This is a genomic window from Actinomadura craniellae (genome assembly GCF_003289645.1).
Taxonomy (GTDB): Bacteria; Actinomycetota; Actinomycetes; order Streptosporangiales; family Streptosporangiaceae; genus Actinomadura_D; species Actinomadura_D craniellae.
The window spans coordinates 166,711-184,521 of the sequence record NZ_QLYX01000013.1 but is presented as its reverse complement, the minus strand read 5'-3'; the positions used below and the strand labels follow the sequence as shown (position 1 = coordinate 184,521).

The following is a 17,811-nucleotide window of genomic DNA, read 5'->3' as shown; positions in this document are numbered from 1 at the left end:
CTACCGCTCGATGGACTCCGGGCCGCAAGACGAGAGAGGGCGCCTGCGGACATCGGGTTTCCAGCTCGCCATTGTGCCAGACGCTTTGCGCAAAGGCGCAATCGATCAGCCGGGCGTCACTTCTTCTTGGGCGGCTGGAGATTGCCCAGATCGGGCATCTGGAACCCCGGCGGCAGTTGGCCGGACAGCCCGGGCGGCAGGCTCGGGGGCAGCGCGGCCTGCTGCGGCGCCGCGCCGCCGGCCCCGGGCCCGCCGGCCCGCTTGCGCGGGTCGCCGCTGCGCTGCCGGCCCTTCTTCTTGCCCTTGGCGGCGGCCTTGGCCCCCTTGCGTCGGGTGCCGGGCATCCCGGGGATGCCCATCCCGCCGGCCATCTGGCGCATCATCTTCTGCGCCTCGAAGAAGCGGGTCACCAGGGCGCCGACCTCGCCCACGGTGACGCCGGAGCCCTTGGCGATGCGGGCCCGCCGCGAACCATTGATGATCTTGGGGGCGGAACGCTCGCCCGGGGTCATCGAGCGGATGATCGCCGCCACCCGGTCGAGGTCCTTGTCGTCGATGTTGCCGACCTGGTCGCGCATCTGGCCCATGCCGGGGAGCATGCCCAGCAGGTTGCCGATCGGGCCCAGCTTGCGGATCATCATCATCTGCTCGAGGAAGTCGTCGAGCGTGAAGTCCTCGCCGGAGGCGAACTTGGTCGTCATCTTGGCGGCCTGGTCGGCGTCGAACGCCTTCTCCGCCTGCTCGATCAGGGTGAGGATGTCGCCCATGTCGAGGATGCGCCCGGCCATCCGGTCGGGGTGGAAGACATCGAAGTCCTCCAGCTTCTCGCCGGTCGACGCGAACATGATGGGCCGGCCGGTGATGTGCCGCACCGACAGCGCGGCACCGCCGCGCGCGTCGCCGTCGAGCTTGGTGAGCACCACGCCGTCGAAGCCCACCCCGTCGAGGAACGCCTGGGCGGTCGTGACGGCGTCCTGACCGATCATCGCGTCGACGACGAACAGGATCTCGTCCGGCTCGACCGCGTCCCGGATGTCGGCGGCCTGCTGCATCATCTCGGCGTCGACGCCCAGCCGACCGGCGGTGTCGATCACGACCACGTCGTGCTGGGCGTGCCGGGCCTGTTCGATGGAGCGCCGGGCCACCTCGATCGGGTCGCCCACCCCGTTGCCGGGCTCGGGGGCGAACACCGCCACCCCGGCCCGCTCCCCCACCACTTCGAGCTGCTGCACCGCGTTGGGCCGCTGCAGGTCGGCCGCCACCAGCAGCGGAGCGTGCCCCTCGGACTTGAGCCAGCGGCCCAGCTTGCCCGCCAGCGTCGTCTTACCGGCGCCCTGGAGGCCCGCGAGCATGATCACGGTCGGCGGGCGCTTGGCGAACCGGACCCGCCGGGTCTCGCCGCCGAGGATGTTGATGAGCTCGTCGTTGACGATCTTGACAACCTGCTGGGCCGGGTTCAGCGCCTGCGAGACCTCGGCCCCGCGCGCCCGTTCCCTGATCTGGGCGATGAAGTCCTTCACCACCGGCAGCGCGACGTCCGCCTCCAGCAGCGCGACGCGGATCTCGCGGGCGGTCGCGTTGATGTCGGACTCGGAGAGCCTGCCCTTGCTGCGCAGCGACGAGAAGACCGTCGTCAACCGGTCGGAGAGCGTCTCGAACACGTGTCTGGACCCGTCCTAGAAGCCAAAGGGAACGAACTTCAGAGTATCGGGTGCCGCCGGGGGTCCCGCGCGGTCAGCGCAGAGCGGCCAGCACCTTCTCCCGAACCTCCGCGAGCACGGGCTCCGCGGCGAGCGGCAGGCCGTCCTCGCCCACGACGTAGAACACGTCCACGGCGTCCGCGCCGAGGGTGTCCACCCGGGCGCCCCGCATCCGCAGGCCGCACTCGCCCAACGCCTGGCCGACCCGCCACAGCAGGCCGGGCCGGTCGTGTGCGCGCACCTCCACGACGGTCGCGGTCGCGGAGGCGTCGTCGACGATCGTCACCCGGGGCGGGGGGACGGCCACGCCCGGCCGGCGGCGCACCGACGCCGCCCGGCGTTCCAGCCGTTCGGCGACGTCGAGCCGGCCGGCCAGCACCCGACGCAGGTCGGCCTCCAGCGCGGCCGGGTCGGGCGGGGAGCCGAACTCGGGCACGGCGGTGAAGGTCAGGACGGCCGTGCCCGCGTCCTGGGAGGCCACCGCCCGGGCCGTGCGGACGACCAGCCGGTGCAGCGCGAGGACTCCAGCCGCCCGCCACAGCAGCCCGGGCCGGTCGGGGACGGCCACGGTCACCCGGGAACCGGCGATCCGGACCGCCCCGCCGCCGTGCCGGGCCAGCGCGAGCTGGTCCGCGGTCGGCTCGAAGGGCGGCGGCAGCGCCCGGCCGGCCAGCGCCGCACCGGCCCGGCGGACCAGGTCGTCGATCAGCCGGGCCTTCCAGTTCCCCCAGGCCGCGGGGCCCGTCGCCTGGGCGTCGGCCACGGCCAGCGCGGCCAGCAGTTCCAGCACGGTGTGGTCGCCCACCGCCTCGACCACCGTGGACACCGTCACCGGGTCCTCCAGGTCGCGCCGGGTGGCGGTGTCGGGCAGCAGCAGGTGGTGCCGGACGACGGTTTCGAGGACGTCCACGTCGGCGGGCTTGAAGCCCATCCGGGTCGCGATGTCGCGGGTCATCGCCGCCCCGACGACCGAGTGGTCGCCCGGCTGTCCCTTGCCGATGTCGTGCAGCAGTGCGCCGACGAGCAGCAGGTCGGGCCGGGCCACGTCGCGGGTCAGCGCGGCGGCGCCGGCCGCGGCCTCCACCAGGTGCCGGTCGACGGTGAAGCGGTGCACGGCGTTGCGCTGCGGGCGGTTGCGCACGTGCGCCCAGTCGGGGAGCATCCGGACGATCAGCCCCGCCTGGTCCAGCGCCTCCCAGACGCCGATCGCGGCCGGCCCCGCGCCCAGCAGCGCGACCAGTGCGTTGCGGGCCTCGGCGGGCCAGGGCACCGGCAGCGGGCCGACCCGCTCGGCCAGCCGCTCGACGGTGGCCGGGGCCAGCGGCATGCCCGCCTGGGCCGCGGCCGCGGCGACGCGCAGCACGATGGTGGGGTCGTCCAGGTCGGCGCCGCGGGCCAGCGCCACCTCGTCGCCGTGCTCGACGACCCCGTCGGCCAGCGGGCGGCGCTCGATCCGGACGCCGCGGCGGCGCGGGGCGCAGAACCGGTCGACGCTGCGCCACACGTGGTCGGCGGAGTAGGTGATCGTCCGTCCGGCCTCGACGAGGATGCGCAGCAGGGCGTTGCCGTCGGGCAGCCCGAGCGCCGCCGCCACCGCCTCCTGGTCCTGCAGTTGCAGGCGGTCGGCGGACCGTCCGGTGACCTCGTGCAGGGCGTGCCGGACGTCGAGCAGCAGCCCGTAGGCGGTGCGGGCGCGCGCGTCGGGCCCGGGCGCCGCCCAGGACGCGGCGACCGCGTGGATCATGTGCACGTCGCGGAGCCCGCCCCGGGCGTCCTTGAGGTCGGGTTCGAGCAGGAAGGCCAGCTCGCCCTTGGTCTCCCAGCGGCGCCGCGTCAGCTCCGCCAGCCCGGCCAGCCGGGTCCGCGCGTCGGCCCGCCAGTCGGCGAGCACCCCGGCCCGCAGCTCGTCGGCCAGCGCGCGGTCGCCGGCGATCCGGCGGGCCGCCAGCAGGCCGGGCGCCGCCTTGAGGTCCGCGCGCGCCACCGAGCGGCCCTCCTCGACCGTGCGGACGGAGTGGTCCAGCCGCAGCCCGGAGTCCCAGATCGGGTACCAGAGGCGATCGGCCACCTCGGCGATGTCGTCCCGCCCGCGGTGCACCAGTACCAGGTCGAGGTCGCCGCCGGGGGTCAGCTCGCGTCGGGCGTGGCTGCCCACGGCGATCAGCGCGACCTGCGGCTCGTCGCCGAGCAGCCCGGCCAGCCAGCGGTCGAGTTCGTCGGCCCGGGCGGCGCGGGCGGCGGCGTAGGACTGCCGCACCCGCTCGGTCCGGGTGCCGCCCGCGGGCGGCACGGCCACGTCAAAGCTCATCGGCTCGCTCCTCGTCCCTCGCTTCGCTCCAGCACGGGGGAAGGGGTGCTCCGGGCCGGCCGGCCCGGAGCACCCCTTCTCATTCGCGCCTGGAGCGATTCCCCCGAGTTCCCCGATCACACCGTGGCTAGAGCGCCTCGACGCCGGTCTCGCCGGTGCGCACCCGGACGACGGTCTCGACCGGGACGATCCACACCTTGCCGTCGCCGATCTTGCCCGTCTGGGCGGCCTTGACGATGACGTCCAGAACGTCTGCGGAGTCCTCGTCGTCGACCAGCACCTCGACCCGGAGCTTGGGCACCACGTCGACCTTGTACTCGGCGCCGCGGTAGACCTCGGTGTGGCCCTTCTGCCGGCCGTAGCCGCTGGCCTCGCTGATCGTCAGGCCCTTGACCCCGTAGGTCTCCAGGGCCGCCTTGACCTCGTCGAGCTTGAACGGCTTGATCACTGCGGTGATCAGCTTCATGCGTCCGCCTCCACCTTCTGCGCGGAGCCCACCGGGGCCGCGGACGACGAGCCGGCGCCACCACCGTGGATGCTGCCGAAGTCGTAGGCGGTCTCCGCGTGGGCAACACTGTCGATGCCCGAAACCTCGTCCTCTTCACCGATCCGGAAGCCCATCGTGAGGTCCAGGACCTTACCGATGATGAAGGTGACGATGAAGGAGTAGGCGATGGTCGCGACGACCGCGATCGCCTGCTTGCCCAGCAGGCCGACGCCGCCGCCGGCCAGCAGGCCGTCCGCGCCGGCCTCGTTGACCGCCGTGGTGGCGAGGATGCCGATCAGCAGGGCGCCGATGACACCGCCGACCAGGTGGACGCCGACCACGTCGAGCGAGTCGTCGTAGCCCAGCTTGTACTTGAGGCTGACCGCCAGGGCGCAGACGGCGCCGGCGACCAGGCCGAGCACGATCGCCCCGAGCGGGGTGATGAACGCGCAGGCCGGGGTGACGGCGACCAGGCCGGCCACCACGCCGGAGGCGATGCCGAGGGTGGTGGAGCTGCCGTCACGGATCTTCTCGACGACGATCCAGGCGAACCCGGCCGCACCGGTGGCGACCAGCGTGTTGATGAACGCCACCGCGGCGGTGCCGTTGGCCCCGAGCGCGGAGCCCGCGTTGAAGCCGAACCAGCCGAACCACAGCAGGCCCGCGCCCAGCAGGACGAACGGCAGGTTGTGCGGGCGCATCGGCTCCCGCGGCCAGCCCTTGCGCTTGCCGAGCACCAGCGCGAGCGCCAGTGCCGCCGCACCGGCGTTGATGTGGACCACCGTGCCGCCGGCGAAGTCCAGTGCGCCGACCCCGGCTCCGATCCAGCCGCCCTCGCCGTCCTCGGGGCCGAAGAACCAGACCCAGTGGGCGATGGGCAGGTAGACGATCGTGACCCAGATCAGGGTGAACACGACCCACGCCCCGAACTTGGCCCGGTCCGCGATCGCGCCGCTGATGAGGGCGACGGTGATGATGGCGAACGTCGCCTGGAAGGCCACGAACACCAGGGACGGGATGCCGGTCCCGTCGTCCAGTGTCGCCGATGTCTCAAGGCCGACGAGCCCCCAGTCGCCCAGGCCACCGATGAACGAGTTCAGCCCGCCGCCGTCGGTGAAGGCGAGGGAGTACCCGTAGACGACCCAGACCATGCTCACGACGGCGATGCTGACGAAGCTCATCATCATCATGTTGAGGACGCTCTTGGCCCGGCTCATGCCTCCATAGAAGAAGGCCAGTCCCGGGGTCATGAGCAGGACGAGCGCGGTACTCGTCAGCAACCAGGCGGTGCTACCGCTATCGATCTTCATCTCGGAGAGAGCCCCTCCTCGGCACGGAACTTGCGAATGGGTAGAGGTTCCGGCTCAGGGGTTTCACCCGAGATGCCCGCGTGTTTCGACTATGTGAAACCCGGCGGCGCCATGTTTCTAAGGTGTTTCCAAACCCTCACTCTTGTTGCGTTCCAATAGGTGATGATTCCCAAAGTTGGTGTGATTTGCCCCATATATCAAACCCGTAACCTTTTCACTCCCCGAGGATCGCGTCCACGAACGCCTCCGGCTCGAACGGGGCGAGGTCGTCGGGCCCCTCGCCGAGACCGACCAGCTTCACCGGGACGCCCAGCTCGCGCTGCACCTGGACCACGATGCCGCCCTTGGCCGTGCCGTCGAGCTTGGTCAGCACGATGCCGGTGACATCGACCACCTCGGCGAACACCCGGGCCTGGCGGAGCCCGTTCTGGCCGGTGGTGGCGTCGAGGACGAGCAGCACCTCGTCCACCGTGGCCTGCTTCTCCACCACCCGCTTGACCTTGCCGAGCTCGTCCATCAGGCCGGTCTTGGTGTGCAGCCGGCCCGCGGTGTCGACGATCACCGCGTCGACCTTGGTCTCGACGCCCTGCTTGACGGCCTCGAACGCGACACTGGCCGGGTCGGCGCCCTCCTCGCCGCGGACCACCTCGGCGCCCACCCGGGAACCCCAGGTGACGAGCTGGTCGGCGGCGGCGGCGCGGAAGGTGTCGGCCGCGCCGAGCAGCACGGTGCGGCCGTCGCCGACCAGCACCCGGGCCAGCTTGCCGCACGTGGTGGTCTTGCCGGTGCCGTTGACGCCGACGACCATCAGCACGGCGGGCCGGGTGCCGTGCGGCTCGGTGCGCAGCCCGCGCGGCAGGTCGGGGCCGATCTGGGCGACGAGCTCGCCCTTGAGCAGTTCCCGCACCTCCCCGGGGGTGCGGGAGCCCAGCACCTGCACCTTGGTCCGCAGGTCCTCAACGATCTGCCGGGCGGGGGCGACGCCGATGTCCGCGCCGATCAGCGCGTCCTCGATCTCCTCCCAGGCCTCGTCGTCGAGCGTGTCGCGGGACAGCAGGGCGAGCATCGTGCGGCCGAAGGCCGTCTGCGACCGGGCCAGCCGGGCGCGCAGCCGGACGAGCCGGCCGGCCGAGGGCGGCGGCAGCTCGATCGCGGGCGCGGGCGGCGCCTCCTCGACCGGCGGGGCCGTCGCGGTGGGCGCGGCCTCGCGTTCCAGGACTCCCGTCCCGGCGCCGCCGGCGGTGCCCTCGCCCGGAGGCGGGGGCGGCGGCGTCTTGCGGCGGCCGGGGCGCAGGAACGCCACCCCGCCAACCACGACGGCGAGCACGGCCAGGGCCGCGATGAGCACGATGAGAGTAATGGGATCCATAGGCCTCCCAGTTTCGCAGAACGCGGCGGGGTCGCCGAAGTCAGCCGTTCACGTCGAACTTGACCGTGTCACCGCTGATCGAGGTCACCGTGATCCGGGCCCGCCCCACCCGGGCGGTCCGGCTCGGGGCGACGGTGACCGGGGCGGAGCCCAGGGTCCCCCGCCGCTCAGGAACCCGCCGTGGGCGGCTCGGCCCGCACCGCCGCGGCCGCGTCGTGCTCGGATCGCTCCCACTCCTCCACGTTGCGCAGCAGCGCCTCCAGGTAGGACTTCAGGTGGCTGCGGTAGACGCCGCTGAACGTCCGCAGGTAGGCGATCTCGCGCTCCAGGTCGCGGCGCTCGCCGGCCGGCAGGGGCTCGCCGGAGGAGGCGATCGCCGCGGCGGCGCCGGTGGCCTGCTGGTGGGCCTCCTCCAGTACCAGGGCGGCGCGCGCCCGGGCGTCGGCCAGGATCTCGTCGCGGTGCCGCCGGGCCTCCTGGGCCAGTTCCCGGCTGTAGCGCTCGGCGTCCTCGACGTACCGGTCGGCAGTCTGCTGGGCCTGCGAGAGCACCCGCACGGCCTGGATGTGGGCGTCCTCGGCGGGCAGCGCGGTGACCGCCCCCGCGGCGCCCTCGGCCAGGTGCCGGCGCAGCCGGGCGGTCTCGTCGGCCAGCGCGGCCTTCTCCGCCAGGATCTGGGCGAGTTCCCGCTCGACCTGGTGGAGGAACGCCCGGACCCGGTCCTCGTCGAAGCCCCGGCGGCCCAGCGGGGCGCGCGGGAAGACGACGGACTGCAGTTCGCCGGGGGTCAGGCGGGGCGGTCCCCCGCCGAAGCGCACCGGCAGATCGGGCGAGGTCATCGGTCTCCTCCGAAGGTCTCGAACCTGATGCGCCCGCCGGGCACGCCCAGCCGCAGCAACCGGTCCGCGGTCTGCTCGACCATGTCGGGCGGCCCGCACAGGTACGCGTCGTGCCCGCTCCAGTTCCCGGCGCGCGCCACCACGTCCGGCAGCAGACCGTGCTCGAACGCGCCCCCGGGGTCCTCGTCGGAGACGGCGGCCGTCACCGTCAGCCAGGGCGACTCCGCCGCCCGCTTGCGGAGGTCCTCCAGGTCGTAAAGCGCGTCGGCGGTCCGCGCGCCGAAGTACAGCCGGACGCGCGGCGGCACGGGGCGCTGCCCGATCTCCTCCATGATCGCCTTGAGCGGGGCCAGCCCGGTACTGCCCGCCACCAGCAGGACGTCGCGGGGGGAGTCGGCGTCCAGGGTCAGCGAGCCCACCGGTGCGCCCAGCCGCAGCCGGTCGCCGACCTGGACGTTCCGCGCCAGCACCGTGCTGACCGGGCCGCCGTCGATCAGGCGGACGTGGAAGTCGATCGTCTGGTCCGAGCGCGGGGCGTTGGCCATCGAGTAGTAGCGCCACTGCCGCAGCCGGCCCGGGGCCTCCACCGCCACCGACTGGCCGGGCCGGTACGGCAGCGGCCGGTCGGGCACCGCGCGCAGCACGGTGATGTCGAACCGGCGCCGTTCGATGCCGATGACCTGGGCGTTCCACCAGGCCGGCCAGACCAGCGAGTCGTCGTCGGCGGCGTCGTTCATGACCTTGGCGACCAGGCTGTACGCCGAGTTCCAGTCCTCGGCGAGGTCGTCGTTCCAGTCCTCGCCGAGGAAGTACCGCAGGGTGGCCAGCAGGCTGGCGCCGACCTGGGGGTAGTGCTCGGCCACGATCCCGAACTTGCGGTGGTCGCGGCCGAGTTGCTGGAGGAACGGCACCAGCGCGGGCAGGTCGTCGACATGGGAGACGATGCGGCCCAGCGCGGCCAGCAGGCGGTCGCGCTGGGCGCTCATCCCGACCGGGAACATGTCGCGCAGGTGCGGGTTGCGCACGAACAGGTCGGCGTAGAAGAACAGCGCGACCGCGTCGCCCTGCCGCGCGACCTGCCCGAAACTGTCCTTCAGCCGTTGGGCGTCCATCCGGCCGCCTAACCTTCTCGGCCGGCCGCCGCCATGGTGTCGGCGACCACCCCGTAGGCGGCCGACCAGTCCTGTTCCAGGGTCTCGTCCCACTCCGGGCCGCTGAAGTGGCGGAGCGTCGCCAGGAGGCTGGCGCCCACCACGGGGTAGTGGTCGTCGGTCACGCCGTATCCGCGGTGCCGGCGGCCGAGGTCCTGCAGGTAGGGGACCAGGTCGGGGACGTTGTCGACCAGGCCGACGATCTGCGTCAGCGCGGTGAGCAGCATCTCGTGCTGCTTGGCCATGGACGCGGGGAACATCGGGCGCAGCGCGGGGTCGCGCTCGAACAGGTCGGCGTAGAAGTAGGCCGCCACGTCGTCGCCGTTTCCGGCGACCAGGGCGAAATTTTCTTTCAGAAGCTGAGGGTTCATGGTTGCTTCTCCACGGGGGTTTTGTCCCTATTGCTAACGGATCTTTTGCCCGCCCGCAACCGCCTTCGGAGAATTCGCCGCTCAGCCCCTCGCCACCCGTCCGTCTCCGCAGTCATACGGACCCCGCACGGACCGGGGTTCAGGCCGATTCGGCCTCGCGCATGCGCTGGCTGATGACCTGCGTCACGCCGTCGCCCCGCATGCTCACGCCGTAGAGCGCGTCGGCGCCCTCCATCGTGCGCTTCTGGTGGGTGATGATGATCAACTGCGACGACTCGCGCAGCTCCTCCAGGATGCCGAGCAGCCGCTGGGTGTTGGTGTCGTCGAGCGCCGCCTCCACCTCGTCGAGGACGTAGAACGGCGACGGCCGGGCCTTGAACACCGCGACCAGGATCGCGATCGCCACCAGCGAGCGCTCACCACCCGACAGCAGCGACAGCCGCTTGACCTTCTTGCCCGGCGGCCGGGCCTCGACCTCGACCCCGGTCGTCAGCATGTCGTCCGGCTCGGTCAGCGTGAGCCGCCCCTCACCGCCGGGGAACAGCCGGCCGAAGATCCGCTCGAACTCCCGGGCGGTGTCGGCGAACGCCGCCGCGAACACCTGCTGCACCCGGTCGTCGACCTCCTTCACGACCGTCAGCAGGTCGCGGCGGGTCTTCTTGAGGTCCTCCAGCTGCGAGGTGAGGAACGCGTGCCGCTCCTCCAGCGCGGCGAACTCCTCCAGGGCCAGCGGATTGACCTTGCCCAGCTGGGTGAGCTGGCGCTCGGCGGCCTTGGCCCGCTTCTCCTGGACGGCCCGGTCATAGGGTTGCGGCACCGCGTCCTCAGCGGCCTCGGGGCCCGGCGGGATGGGCTGGTCGGGCCCGTACTCGGCCACCAGGGCCACCACCTCCAGGCCGTACTCCTCCAGCGCCCGCGTCTCGAGCTGCTCCAGCCGCAGCCGCTGCTCGGCACGCGTCACCTCGCTGCCGTGCACCACGCTGACCAGCCGCTCCAGCCGGGTCGACAGCTCGCGCACCTGGGTGCGCACCACCTTCAGCTCGGCCTCGCGGGCGGCGCGGGCCTGCTCGGCGGCCTCCCGCTCGGCCACCGCCGCGGCCAGCGAGCGCTCGATGAGCTCCAGCGCGGCCCGGGCACCGGTCACCACGGCCCGGGCGACCCGCGCCTCCCGCTCCCGGCGAATTCGGCGGGCCTCGGCCTGAGCGCGCTCCTCGCGCTCCCGCTGGGCGCCCCGCTCCAGCGCCTCGGCCCGGCCCGCGATGGCCCTGACCCGCTCCTCCGCGGTGCGCACCGCCAGCCGCGCCTCCAACTCGGCGGCACGCAGGTCCTGCACCCGGGCGGCGAGCTCGTCGCGCGGGCCGGTGTCGTCGTCCTCGGCCACGGGCTCGGCCTCGGCCGAGGCCAGCCGGTCCGCCAGCTCGGCGTGGGCCGCGGCATCGCGCTCGCGCGCCTCCCGGGCCGCCTCGACCGCCGTCGTCAGCCGGTCGACCTCCTGCCGGGCGGCCTGCGCGGCGGCCTGGAGCCGGGCGACGTGCTTGGCCTCCTGAGCCGCCGCCGCATCGGCCTCGCGCAGCCGGGCCCGGACCCGGTCGAGGCCGGACTGCGCCTGGTTGACCCCCGAGCGGGCCCGGGTCACCTCGGCCTGGGCGGCCTCCAGCGCGGCCTGGACGGCCTGCTCGGCCGCGGTGGCGTCCGCCAGCGCGGCGGCGGTCTCGGCGGCCCGCTCCCGGGCCGCAGCCAGGTCCTCGGCCGCCTGGTCGATCGTGCCGCGCATCTGCAGCGGGCTCTGCCCGCCGGCGGCGCCCCCGGCCGCCCAGTCGGCACCGAGCAGGTCGCCGTCGCGGGTGACCGCGCGCAACCCGGGCCGGCCCTGGACCAGCCGCCGGGCGGCGGCCAGATCCTCGACCACCACCACACCGGCCAGCAGCCGCCGGACCGCCCCCGCCACCGGGCCGGTCGCGGCCACCAGGTCGGCCGCGTACCGCCCGCCGGCGGGCGGCGGCTCCGGCGCGGCCCCGTCGGCGGGAGCCCCGCCGATCACCAGCCCGGCCCGGCCGGCGTCCCGCTCGCGCAGCAGGGCCAGCGCGGCCTCGGCGGTGGCGAGGGAGTCGACCGCGACCGCCTCCGTCGCGGCGCCCAGCGCGGCGGCCACCGCGGCCTCGGCACCCGGCTCGACCGCCAGCAGCGCGGCCAGCGGGCCGAGCACACCCGCCAGGTCGGCCGCCAGCAGCGTCTCGCCGCCGTCGGCCGCGCCCGCCAGGGCCAGTTCCAGCGCCTCGATCCGGGCCTGCAACGCGGTGACGTCGCGCTGCGCGGCCTGGTCGGCCGACCGGGTGGCGGCGATGCGTTCCCTGGCCGCCTTCAGCTCCCGGCGCGGCCCGTCGACCGCGGCCTCCGCCGCCTCGGCCGCGGCCTTCGCCTCGGCCAGGGCCTCCTGGGCCAGCTCGTGGTCGGCGGCGAGCTCGGGGTCCTCGGCGACCCGGGCCTCGTACGCCTCGTGCTCGGTCCAGGCCGCCTCGGCCCGCTCCTCGGCCTCGGCCCGCGACGACAGCAGCCGGCCGATCTCGGCCTCGCCCGCCTGCGCCTTCCCGGCCAGCGCCTCGACCCGGCCGCGCAGCCGGGCCAGCCCCTCGCGGCGGTCGGCCGCGGCGCGCGCGGCGTCCTGCAGCCGGCGCTCCTCGGCCTTGAGCGCGTTCTCGGTCTCGGTGCGCGCATGCTCCTCGGCCGACAGGGCCAGCCGCGCCTCCTCCAGCTCCGCGCGCAGCTCCTCCTCCTGCTCGCGGATCTCGGCGGCCTCGCGCTCCATCTCCTCGGGGTCACGGCCGCGCCGCTCCTCCCGGCCGGACTCGGCGGCGTGCCGGTGCCGCTCCGCGGCCAGGTCGGCCACCCCGCGCAGCCGCTCGCGCAGCGAGGAAAGCCGGAACCAGGTCTCCTGCGCCCGGGCAAGCTGCGGCTCGGCCGCCTGGGCCTCCGCCTCCAGCGTGGCCTCGCGCTCCTGCGACTCCTGCAGGGCCTGCTCGGTCTCGGCCCGGCGCTCCCGGACCGCGGCCTCGTCGGCGGCCTCCTGCTCCAGCCGGGTGCGGAGGGTGACCAGGTCGTCGGCGAGCAGCCGCAACCGGGCGTCGCGCACCTCGGCCTGGATCACCGCGGCCCGGCGGGCGATCTCGGCCTGCCGGCCGAGCGGCTTGAGCTGGCGGCGCAACTCCCCGGTGAGGTCCTGGACGCGGGTGAGGTTGGCCTGCATCGCGTCCAGCTTGCGCAGCGCCTTCTCCTTGCGCTTGCGGTGCTTGAGGACGCCGGCCGCCTCCTCGATGACCGCCCGCCGCCCGTCCGGGCCCGAGTTGAGGGCGGCGTCGAGCATGCCCTGCCCGATGATGACGTGCATCTCACGGCCGATACCGGAGTCCGAGAGCAGTTCCTGGACGTCGAGCAGCCGGCACGCGTCACCGTTGATCGAGTACTCGCTCTGCCCCGACCGGAACATCAGCCGGCTGATGGTGACCTCGGTGTAGTCGATCGGCAGGGCCCCGTCGGAGTTGTCGATCGTCAGCACCACCTCGGCCCGGCCGAGCGGCGGCCGGCTGGCGGTGCCGGCGAAGATGACGTCCTCCATCTTGCCGCCGCGCAGCGACTTGGCGCCCTGCTCGCCCATCACCCAGGCCAGCGCGTCGACGACGTTGGACTTGCCGGAGCCGTTGGGGCCGACCACACAGGTGATGCCGGGCTCGAACCGCAGCGTGGTGGAGGACGCGAAGGACTTGAAACCGCGCAGCGTCAGGGTCTTCAGGTACACGCCCGCGCACACTCCTCACCGGCTCGTCCCCCCAGGACGGCTCCCCCGTCCCCGCTTCCACCTCGCCGAACGATACCGGCCCTCCCGCCCCACCACCGGAATCACGGCATTCCGTGCCCCCACCGGCCCCCGCCGGCCCTCCGCCGGCCCCATCGGTCCCGGCGTACCGCCGGATCCGGGGGGAAACTCCCCGAAGCCCGGTGACGGAGGCGGCGAGCCCGCTCACTGCCAGTATCGGCGTATGCCGCACGCTCGCGCACCGGACTCCCTGCCGCTCCTCCTGCTGGCCGTCACGGTGCTCACCGGGATGCTGGACGCCGCCGGGTACCTGGCCCTGGGGGAGGTGTTCGTCGCGAACATGACCGGCAACGTGGTCTTCCTCGGCCTCAGCCTGGGCGCGCCGAGCCGGGAGGCGCTCCTGCCCTCGTTCCTGGCGCTGGCGGCCTTCTGCTGCGGCGCCCTGCTCGGCGGACGGGTGGGCCGCCGGGCGGCCGGGCAGGCGGATCGCTGCCGGCTGCTCGCCGGCTGCATCGCGATCGAAGCCGGTGCGGTGGCCGCCGTGGCGATCCTGGTGCACGTGTTCGGAGTGCACCGCCCCTGGGCCCCGCCCCTGCTGATCGTCATGCTCGCCCTGACCGTCGGCGGGCAGAACGCGGTGGTCCTCCGGATGCGGGTACAGGATCTGACGACGACCGTCGTCACGGTGACCATCACCCGGTTGATGGGCGAGGCGGGCTCCCTGCCCTCGCAGCAGGCCTGGCGGGCCGGCTCCGTGGCGGCGCTGGTCTGCGGGGCGTTCGCCGGCGGCCTGCTCATCGCCCGGACCTCCCTGGAGACCCTGCTCTGGCTGACCGGGACGGGACTGGGCCTGTGCTCGGTGGCCGCCTACCTGGCGAGCCGCCGGTGAAGGACCCACGTTCCGCAAGCTCAGTCCGCGAGATCACCCGCAACGTGCGCCACGGCCGGCCCGGCGTTACCGTCCGAGGCCGTGCCGACCCCGACCACGCCGTCGGATGACCGAAGGCATACACCATGCAAATTCGGGGCAAATAACTACAAACAGAAGGGACGCCATCGTCGGCGTCCCAGCATTCTCTGTTCCGAGCCGACCGCGATCAGGTCAGCGCAGGTTCGCGGTCCTGTACACCCACGGAAAGAACATCGTCGTGCGTGGGCGTCGCCAGCGCGTCGTTCTCGGCCTGGAGCCGAACGAGCTCGGCTTCCAGATCACGTACTCGCTGCTGAAGACGCCGCATTTCCGCGACCATCCGGGGGTCGGGACCGCCGACGTGGCCGAGTAGAGCCTTCGCCATGATTAAGGGTCCTCCACGCTGAGTAACCAGCAGGGATAGCGCACGAGAAAAGACCGAACCCGATGCGCGTATCGTCTAGAGTCGCACCGCCCGGAGTGTCGGTCAAGATGAACAATCACGGGCCGGTAACGTCCTTGCCCCACAAGTTTAGCAGGTGCTCACGGGCCTTCCCGACCGGTCACCTTTCCTGGAATCCGGCCAGGTCACCCCGGGGTTCGCTCCACAGTTCCACCACGCCGGCCACCTCTCCGGGAGTGTCGGGGCCGCGCAGCAGTTCCAGCAGCCGCTCGCAGTCCTCCCGTGCCCCCTCGGCCACGACCTCGACCCGGCCGTCACGAAGGTTGGCCGCCGAGCCCACCAGCCCGAGCTCCAGCGCCCGCGACCGCACCCACCAGCGGAAACCGACCCCCTGTACCCGGCCGCGGGCCCATGCCGTCAGCCGCACTCTCCCCACCCGCCCGATCGTCGGCGTCATGCCCGGGCCCGGCGCGGGCGGGGCTGGCAGGTGGGGCAACTGAACGACGAACGGTTCATGAAGACATCGCGGCGGATGGGTGTGCCGCACCGGCCGCACGGCAGATCCCGGCGGCCGTAGGCGTCCAGCGAGCGATCGAAGTACCCGCTCTCGCCGTCGACGTTGACGTAGAGGCTGTCGAACGAGGTGCCGCCGGCGGCGAGCGCGGCGGCCATCACCTCACGCACGGCGGCCAGCAGCCGGGTGACCTCGGCCCGGGTCAGCGTCTCGGTGGGGCGCGCCCAGTGCAGCCGCGCCCGCCACAGCGCCTCGTCCGCGTAGATGTTGCCCACCCCGCTGATCAGCGACTGGTCGAGCAGCGCGCGCTTCACGCCGGTGCGGCGGCGGCGCAGCGCCCGGAAGAACGCCTCGTCGTCGAAGGCGTCCTCCAGCGGGTCGGCGGCGATGTGCGCGACGGGCTCCGGCACGGTGCCGCCGAAGGCGTCCGGCACCAGTTCGGCGACGAGCAGGTGCCCGAAGGTGCGCTGGTCGACGAAGCGCACGTCCGCTCCCCCGTCGGCGAACGTCGCCCGGACCCGCAGGTGCCGCTCGTCCGGCCGGTCCGGCTCACCCACCAGCAGCTGGCCGCTCATCCCCAGGTGCGCCAGCAGCGCAGTGCCGTCGTCGAGCGGAAGCCACAGGTACTTGCCGCGGCGGCGGGTCCCCGTGACGGTCCGGCCGGCCAGCCGGCCGGTGAAGTCGGCCGCGCCGGCCAGATGCCGGCGCACCGCGCGCGGGTGCAGCACCGCGGCCGTACCGATCACGCGGCCGGTGACCCAGCGGTCGAGACCGCTGCGGACCACCTCCACCTCGGGCAGTTCGGGCACCGCGCTACTCCGTCCCGGCGGCCGAACCGGGCTGGCGCTCGACGGCGATCCGCCGGATGGCGGTCCAGGCCGCTTCCGCCGCGTGTTGCTCGGCCTCCTTCTTGCTGCGCCCCTGGCCCGACCCGTAGACCTCGCCGCCGACGCGCACCGCGGCGCGGAACGTCTTCTGGTGGTCGGGACCGCTCTCGTCGACCAGGTACTCCGGCACGCCCAGTTCCTCGGTCGCGGTGAGCTCCTGCAGCGAGGTCTTCCAGTCGAGCCCGGCGCCGAGCCCGGCCGACCGGGCGATGAGCGGGTCGAAAAGCCGGTGCACCAGGGCGAACGCCTCGTCCAGCCCGCGGTCGAGGTAGACCGCCCCGATCAGGGCCTCCAGGGTGTCGGCGAGGATCGAGTCCTTGTCGCGCCCGCCGGTGCCCTCCTCGCCCCGGCCGAGCCGGATGTGCGCGCCGACCCCCAGCGAGCGGGCCACCCCGGCCAGCGCCCGCATGTTGACGACGGCGGCGCGCAGCTTGGCGAGCTGCCCCTCCGGCAGGTCGGGGTGGTCGCGGAACAGGGTGTCGGTGACGACCAGCCCCAGCACCGAGTCGCCCAGGAACTCCAGCCGCTCGTTGGTGGGCAGCCCGCCGTTCTCGTAGGCGTACGAGCGGTGGGTCAGGGCGCGTTCCAGCCGGGCGGGGTCGATCTTGACGCCCAGTGCCTCCTCCAGCGCGGCGCGCGGCGCCGGCTCGGTTCCGCGGGCGCTCACGCCCGCTCCCGGATCGTGCTCACGGTGCCTCCTCGCAGGCCCGCGGGGACGCGTGACATCTCACGAGAACGCCGGAACGTCGCGCGGGTGGGAGTCCGCGCGCACAGGGTTCCGCGAAGACGAGGTGCGCGCCGGGCGGGGTGCGTCCCCGGCGTACACCACGGCCTCGGGCGCCCCGGCAGGATGTCACCCGCCGAGCGGGCGTCGCTTCCGTCGGTGCATCCCGGTCCGGACGGCGTCTCGCCGGAGCGAGACGCCGTCACGGCGCGAGGTTCAGGCCGGCGTGATGACCTGACGCCGGTTGTAGGTTCCACAGGTCGGGCACGCGGTGTGCGGCAGCTTGGGGTCGCGGCACTGCGGGCAGTTGACAAGGGTCGGCGCAGTGGTCTTCCACTGCGAGCGACGGTGCCGCGTGTTGCTGCGCGACTTCTTCCGCTTCGGGACGGCCACCTCAGCCCTCCTGGCTTTCTTCTCGTTGGTCTCTTAGGCCCTCAAGTGCCGCCCACCGGGGGTCGACGGCGTCGTGACGGTGGTCCGGGCCGGCGTCCGCCAGCCGCACCCCGCATTCGGCGCACAGGCCGGGACAGTCGTCCCGGCACAGCGGGGACAGCGGCAGTGCGAGCACCACCGCGTCCCGGAGCACCGGCTCGAGATCGATGAAATCTCCGTCGAGACGGTACTCGTCCTCCCCGGACTCCCCGCCGGAACGGGTGTCAGAGTAGACGAAGAGCTCCTGGAACTCCGCCTCGAAGATCGAGGAGATCGGGTCCAGGCAGCGCGCGCACTCCCCCACCAGGGGGACCCGCGCCGTGCCCGTGACGAGCACGCCCTCCATCACCGCCTCCAGCCGGATGTCCAGCTCGAGGTCCGCGTCCTTGGGGACGCCGACCATTTCGACGCCGAGATCCTCCGGTGCCGGCACGGTCAGTCGCTCGGTACGCATCGATCCCGGTCGGCGACCCAAAGCCTTGGTGTCGAGCGCGAGCGGGTGACGGGGATCGAGGCGAGACAGGGTTTCCTGCTTTCGTGGGACTGCCATGAGATACCGGGAATCCACGCCGTCGGGCATGGCCGAACCCCCAGG

16 protein-coding genes are annotated in these 17,811 nt (G+C 73.4%); 1 reads left to right on the top strand and 15 read right to left on the bottom strand.

Annotation, left to right across the window (positions count from 1 at the left end; translation table 11 throughout):
* Window positions 1–116 precede the first annotated feature (116 nt).
* From ffh to smc, 9 genes are all read right to left on the bottom strand, one after another.
* On the bottom strand, window positions 117–1,661 hold the full coding sequence (ffh, locus tag DPM19_RS25405) for a signal recognition particle protein (protein ID WP_111870532.1): 1,545 nt from the start codon (window positions 1,659–1,661) through the stop codon (window positions 117–119).
* A 73-nt stretch (window positions 1,662–1,734) separates the two neighbouring features.
* Window positions 1,735–4,008: a [protein-PII] uridylyltransferase gene (locus tag DPM19_RS25400; protein WP_111870531.1), complete on the bottom strand. Its 2,274-nt coding sequence runs from the start codon at window positions 4,006–4,008 to the stop codon at window positions 1,735–1,737.
* 127 nt (window positions 4,009–4,135) lie between these two features.
* Entirely contained in the window at window positions 4,136–4,474 is a 339-nt protein-coding gene (locus tag DPM19_RS25395) for a P-II family nitrogen regulator (RefSeq protein ID WP_111870530.1), read from the bottom strand.
* On the bottom strand, window positions 4,471–5,805 hold the full coding sequence (locus DPM19_RS25390) for an ammonium transporter (protein ID WP_111870529.1): 1,335 nt from the start codon (window positions 5,803–5,805) through the stop codon (window positions 4,471–4,473). The genes DPM19_RS25395 and DPM19_RS25390 overlap by 4 nt, the downstream gene beginning before the upstream one ends.
* A gap of 214 nt (window positions 5,806–6,019) precedes the next feature.
* Entirely contained in the window at window positions 6,020–7,174 is a 1,155-nt protein-coding gene (gene ftsY, locus DPM19_RS25385; RefSeq protein ID WP_111870528.1) for a signal recognition particle-docking protein FtsY, read from the bottom strand.
* A 167-nt stretch (window positions 7,175–7,341) separates the two neighbouring features.
* Window positions 7,342–8,013: a DivIVA domain-containing protein gene (locus DPM19_RS25380; protein WP_111870527.1), complete on the bottom strand. Its 672-nt coding sequence runs from the start codon at window positions 8,011–8,013 to the stop codon at window positions 7,342–7,344.
* Complete coding sequence (locus tag DPM19_RS25375) at window positions 8,010–9,125, bottom strand: globin domain-containing protein (RefSeq protein WP_111870526.1); 1,116 nt, start codon at window positions 9,123–9,125, stop codon at window positions 8,010–8,012. The genes DPM19_RS25380 and DPM19_RS25375 overlap by 4 nt, the downstream gene beginning before the upstream one ends.
* An 8-nt stretch (window positions 9,126–9,133) precedes the next feature.
* Window positions 9,134–9,535 carry a globin family protein gene (locus tag DPM19_RS25370; RefSeq protein WP_111870525.1) on the bottom strand — a complete coding sequence of 134 codons (402 nt, stop codon included), beginning with the start codon at window positions 9,533–9,535 and terminating at the stop codon, window positions 9,134–9,136.
* A 139-nt stretch (window positions 9,536–9,674) separates the two neighbouring features.
* A complete protein-coding gene (gene smc, locus DPM19_RS25365; protein ID WP_111870609.1) occupies window positions 9,675–13,328 on the bottom strand; it encodes a chromosome segregation protein SMC in 3,654 nt (1,217 codons plus the stop codon).
* A 241-nt stretch (window positions 13,329–13,569) separates the two neighbouring features.
* Between smc and DPM19_RS25360 the strand changes: the two genes are divergently transcribed.
* Complete coding sequence (locus DPM19_RS25360) at window positions 13,570–14,235, top strand: YoaK family protein (RefSeq protein WP_158566887.1); 666 nt, start codon at window positions 13,570–13,572, stop codon at window positions 14,233–14,235.
* 208 nt (window positions 14,236–14,443) lie between these two features.
* Here the strand turns inward: DPM19_RS25360 and DPM19_RS25355 are convergent, their stop codons facing one another.
* The 6 genes from DPM19_RS25355 to DPM19_RS25330 all read right to left on the bottom strand — a co-directional run bounded on the left by DPM19_RS25355 (window position 14,444) and on the right by DPM19_RS25330 (window position 17,766).
* Window positions 14,444–14,641, bottom strand: a complete 198-nt coding sequence (locus tag DPM19_RS25355) for a hypothetical protein (RefSeq protein WP_111870523.1) — start codon at window positions 14,639–14,641, stop codon at window positions 14,444–14,446.
* 178 nt (window positions 14,642–14,819) lie between these two features.
* Window positions 14,820–15,116: an acylphosphatase gene (locus DPM19_RS25350; protein ID WP_111870608.1), complete on the bottom strand. Its 297-nt coding sequence runs from the start codon at window positions 15,114–15,116 to the stop codon at window positions 14,820–14,822.
* Window positions 15,113–15,982: a bifunctional DNA-formamidopyrimidine glycosylase/DNA-(apurinic or apyrimidinic site) lyase gene (gene mutM, locus DPM19_RS25345; protein WP_111870522.1), complete on the bottom strand. Its 870-nt coding sequence runs from the start codon at window positions 15,980–15,982 to the stop codon at window positions 15,113–15,115. The genes DPM19_RS25350 and mutM overlap by 4 nt, the downstream gene beginning before the upstream one ends.
* Before the next feature lie 4 nt (window positions 15,983–15,986).
* Window positions 15,987–16,727 (bottom strand): ribonuclease III, encoded by a 741-nt coding sequence (gene rnc / locus DPM19_RS25340; RefSeq protein WP_111870521.1) that lies wholly within the window; start codon window positions 16,725–16,727, stop codon window positions 15,987–15,989.
* A 273-nt stretch (window positions 16,728–17,000) separates the two neighbouring features.
* Window positions 17,001–17,177 carry a 50S ribosomal protein L32 gene (gene rpmF, locus DPM19_RS25335; RefSeq protein WP_111870520.1) on the bottom strand — a complete coding sequence of 59 codons (177 nt, stop codon included), beginning with the start codon at window positions 17,175–17,177 and terminating at the stop codon, window positions 17,001–17,003.
* Between the two features lies 1 nt (window position 17,178).
* Window positions 17,179–17,766 (bottom strand): YceD family protein, encoded by a 588-nt coding sequence (locus tag DPM19_RS25330; protein WP_111870607.1) that lies wholly within the window; start codon window positions 17,764–17,766, stop codon window positions 17,179–17,181.
* Between the last annotated feature and the right edge of the window lie 45 nt (window positions 17,767–17,811).

What these genes read in the sequence shown, in the direction of transcription:
- DPM19_RS25375 (WP_111870526.1), bottom strand. Translation starts at nt 9,125, where the DNA reads ATGGACGCCCAACGGCTGAAGGACAGTTTCGGGCAGGTCGCGCGGCAG.
- DPM19_RS25360 (WP_158566887.1), top strand. Translation starts at nt 13,570, where the DNA reads ATGCCGCACGCTCGCGCACCGGACTCCCTGCCGCTCCTCCTGCTGGCC.
- DPM19_RS25350 (WP_111870608.1), bottom strand. Translation starts at nt 15,116, where the DNA reads ATGACGCCGACGATCGGGCGGGTGGGGAGAGTGCGGCTGACGGCATGG.
- DPM19_RS25380 (WP_111870527.1), bottom strand. Translation starts at nt 8,013, where the DNA reads ATGACCTCGCCCGATCTGCCGGTGCGCTTCGGCGGGGGACCGCCCCGC.
- DPM19_RS25390 (WP_111870529.1), bottom strand. Translation starts at nt 5,805, where the DNA reads ATGAAGATCGATAGCGGTAGCACCGCCTGGTTGCTGACGAGTACCGCG.
- DPM19_RS25355 (WP_111870523.1), bottom strand. Translation starts at nt 14,641, where the DNA reads ATGGCGAAGGCTCTACTCGGCCACGTCGGCGGTCCCGACCCCCGGATG.
- DPM19_RS25370 (WP_111870525.1), bottom strand. Translation starts at nt 9,535, where the DNA reads ATGAACCCTCAGCTTCTGAAAGAAAATTTCGCCCTGGTCGCCGGAAAC.
- DPM19_RS25395 (WP_111870530.1), bottom strand. Translation starts at nt 4,474, where the DNA reads ATGAAGCTGATCACCGCAGTGATCAAGCCGTTCAAGCTCGACGAGGTC.
- DPM19_RS25330 (WP_111870607.1), bottom strand. Translation starts at nt 17,766, where the DNA reads ATGGCAGTCCCACGAAAGCAGGAAACCCTGTCTCGCCTCGATCCCCGT.
- DPM19_RS25400 (WP_111870531.1), bottom strand. Translation starts at nt 4,008, where the DNA reads ATGAGCTTTGACGTGGCCGTGCCGCCCGCGGGCGGCACCCGGACCGAG.
- ftsY (WP_111870528.1), bottom strand. Translation starts at nt 7,174, where the DNA reads ATGGATCCCATTACTCTCATCGTGCTCATCGCGGCCCTGGCCGTGCTC.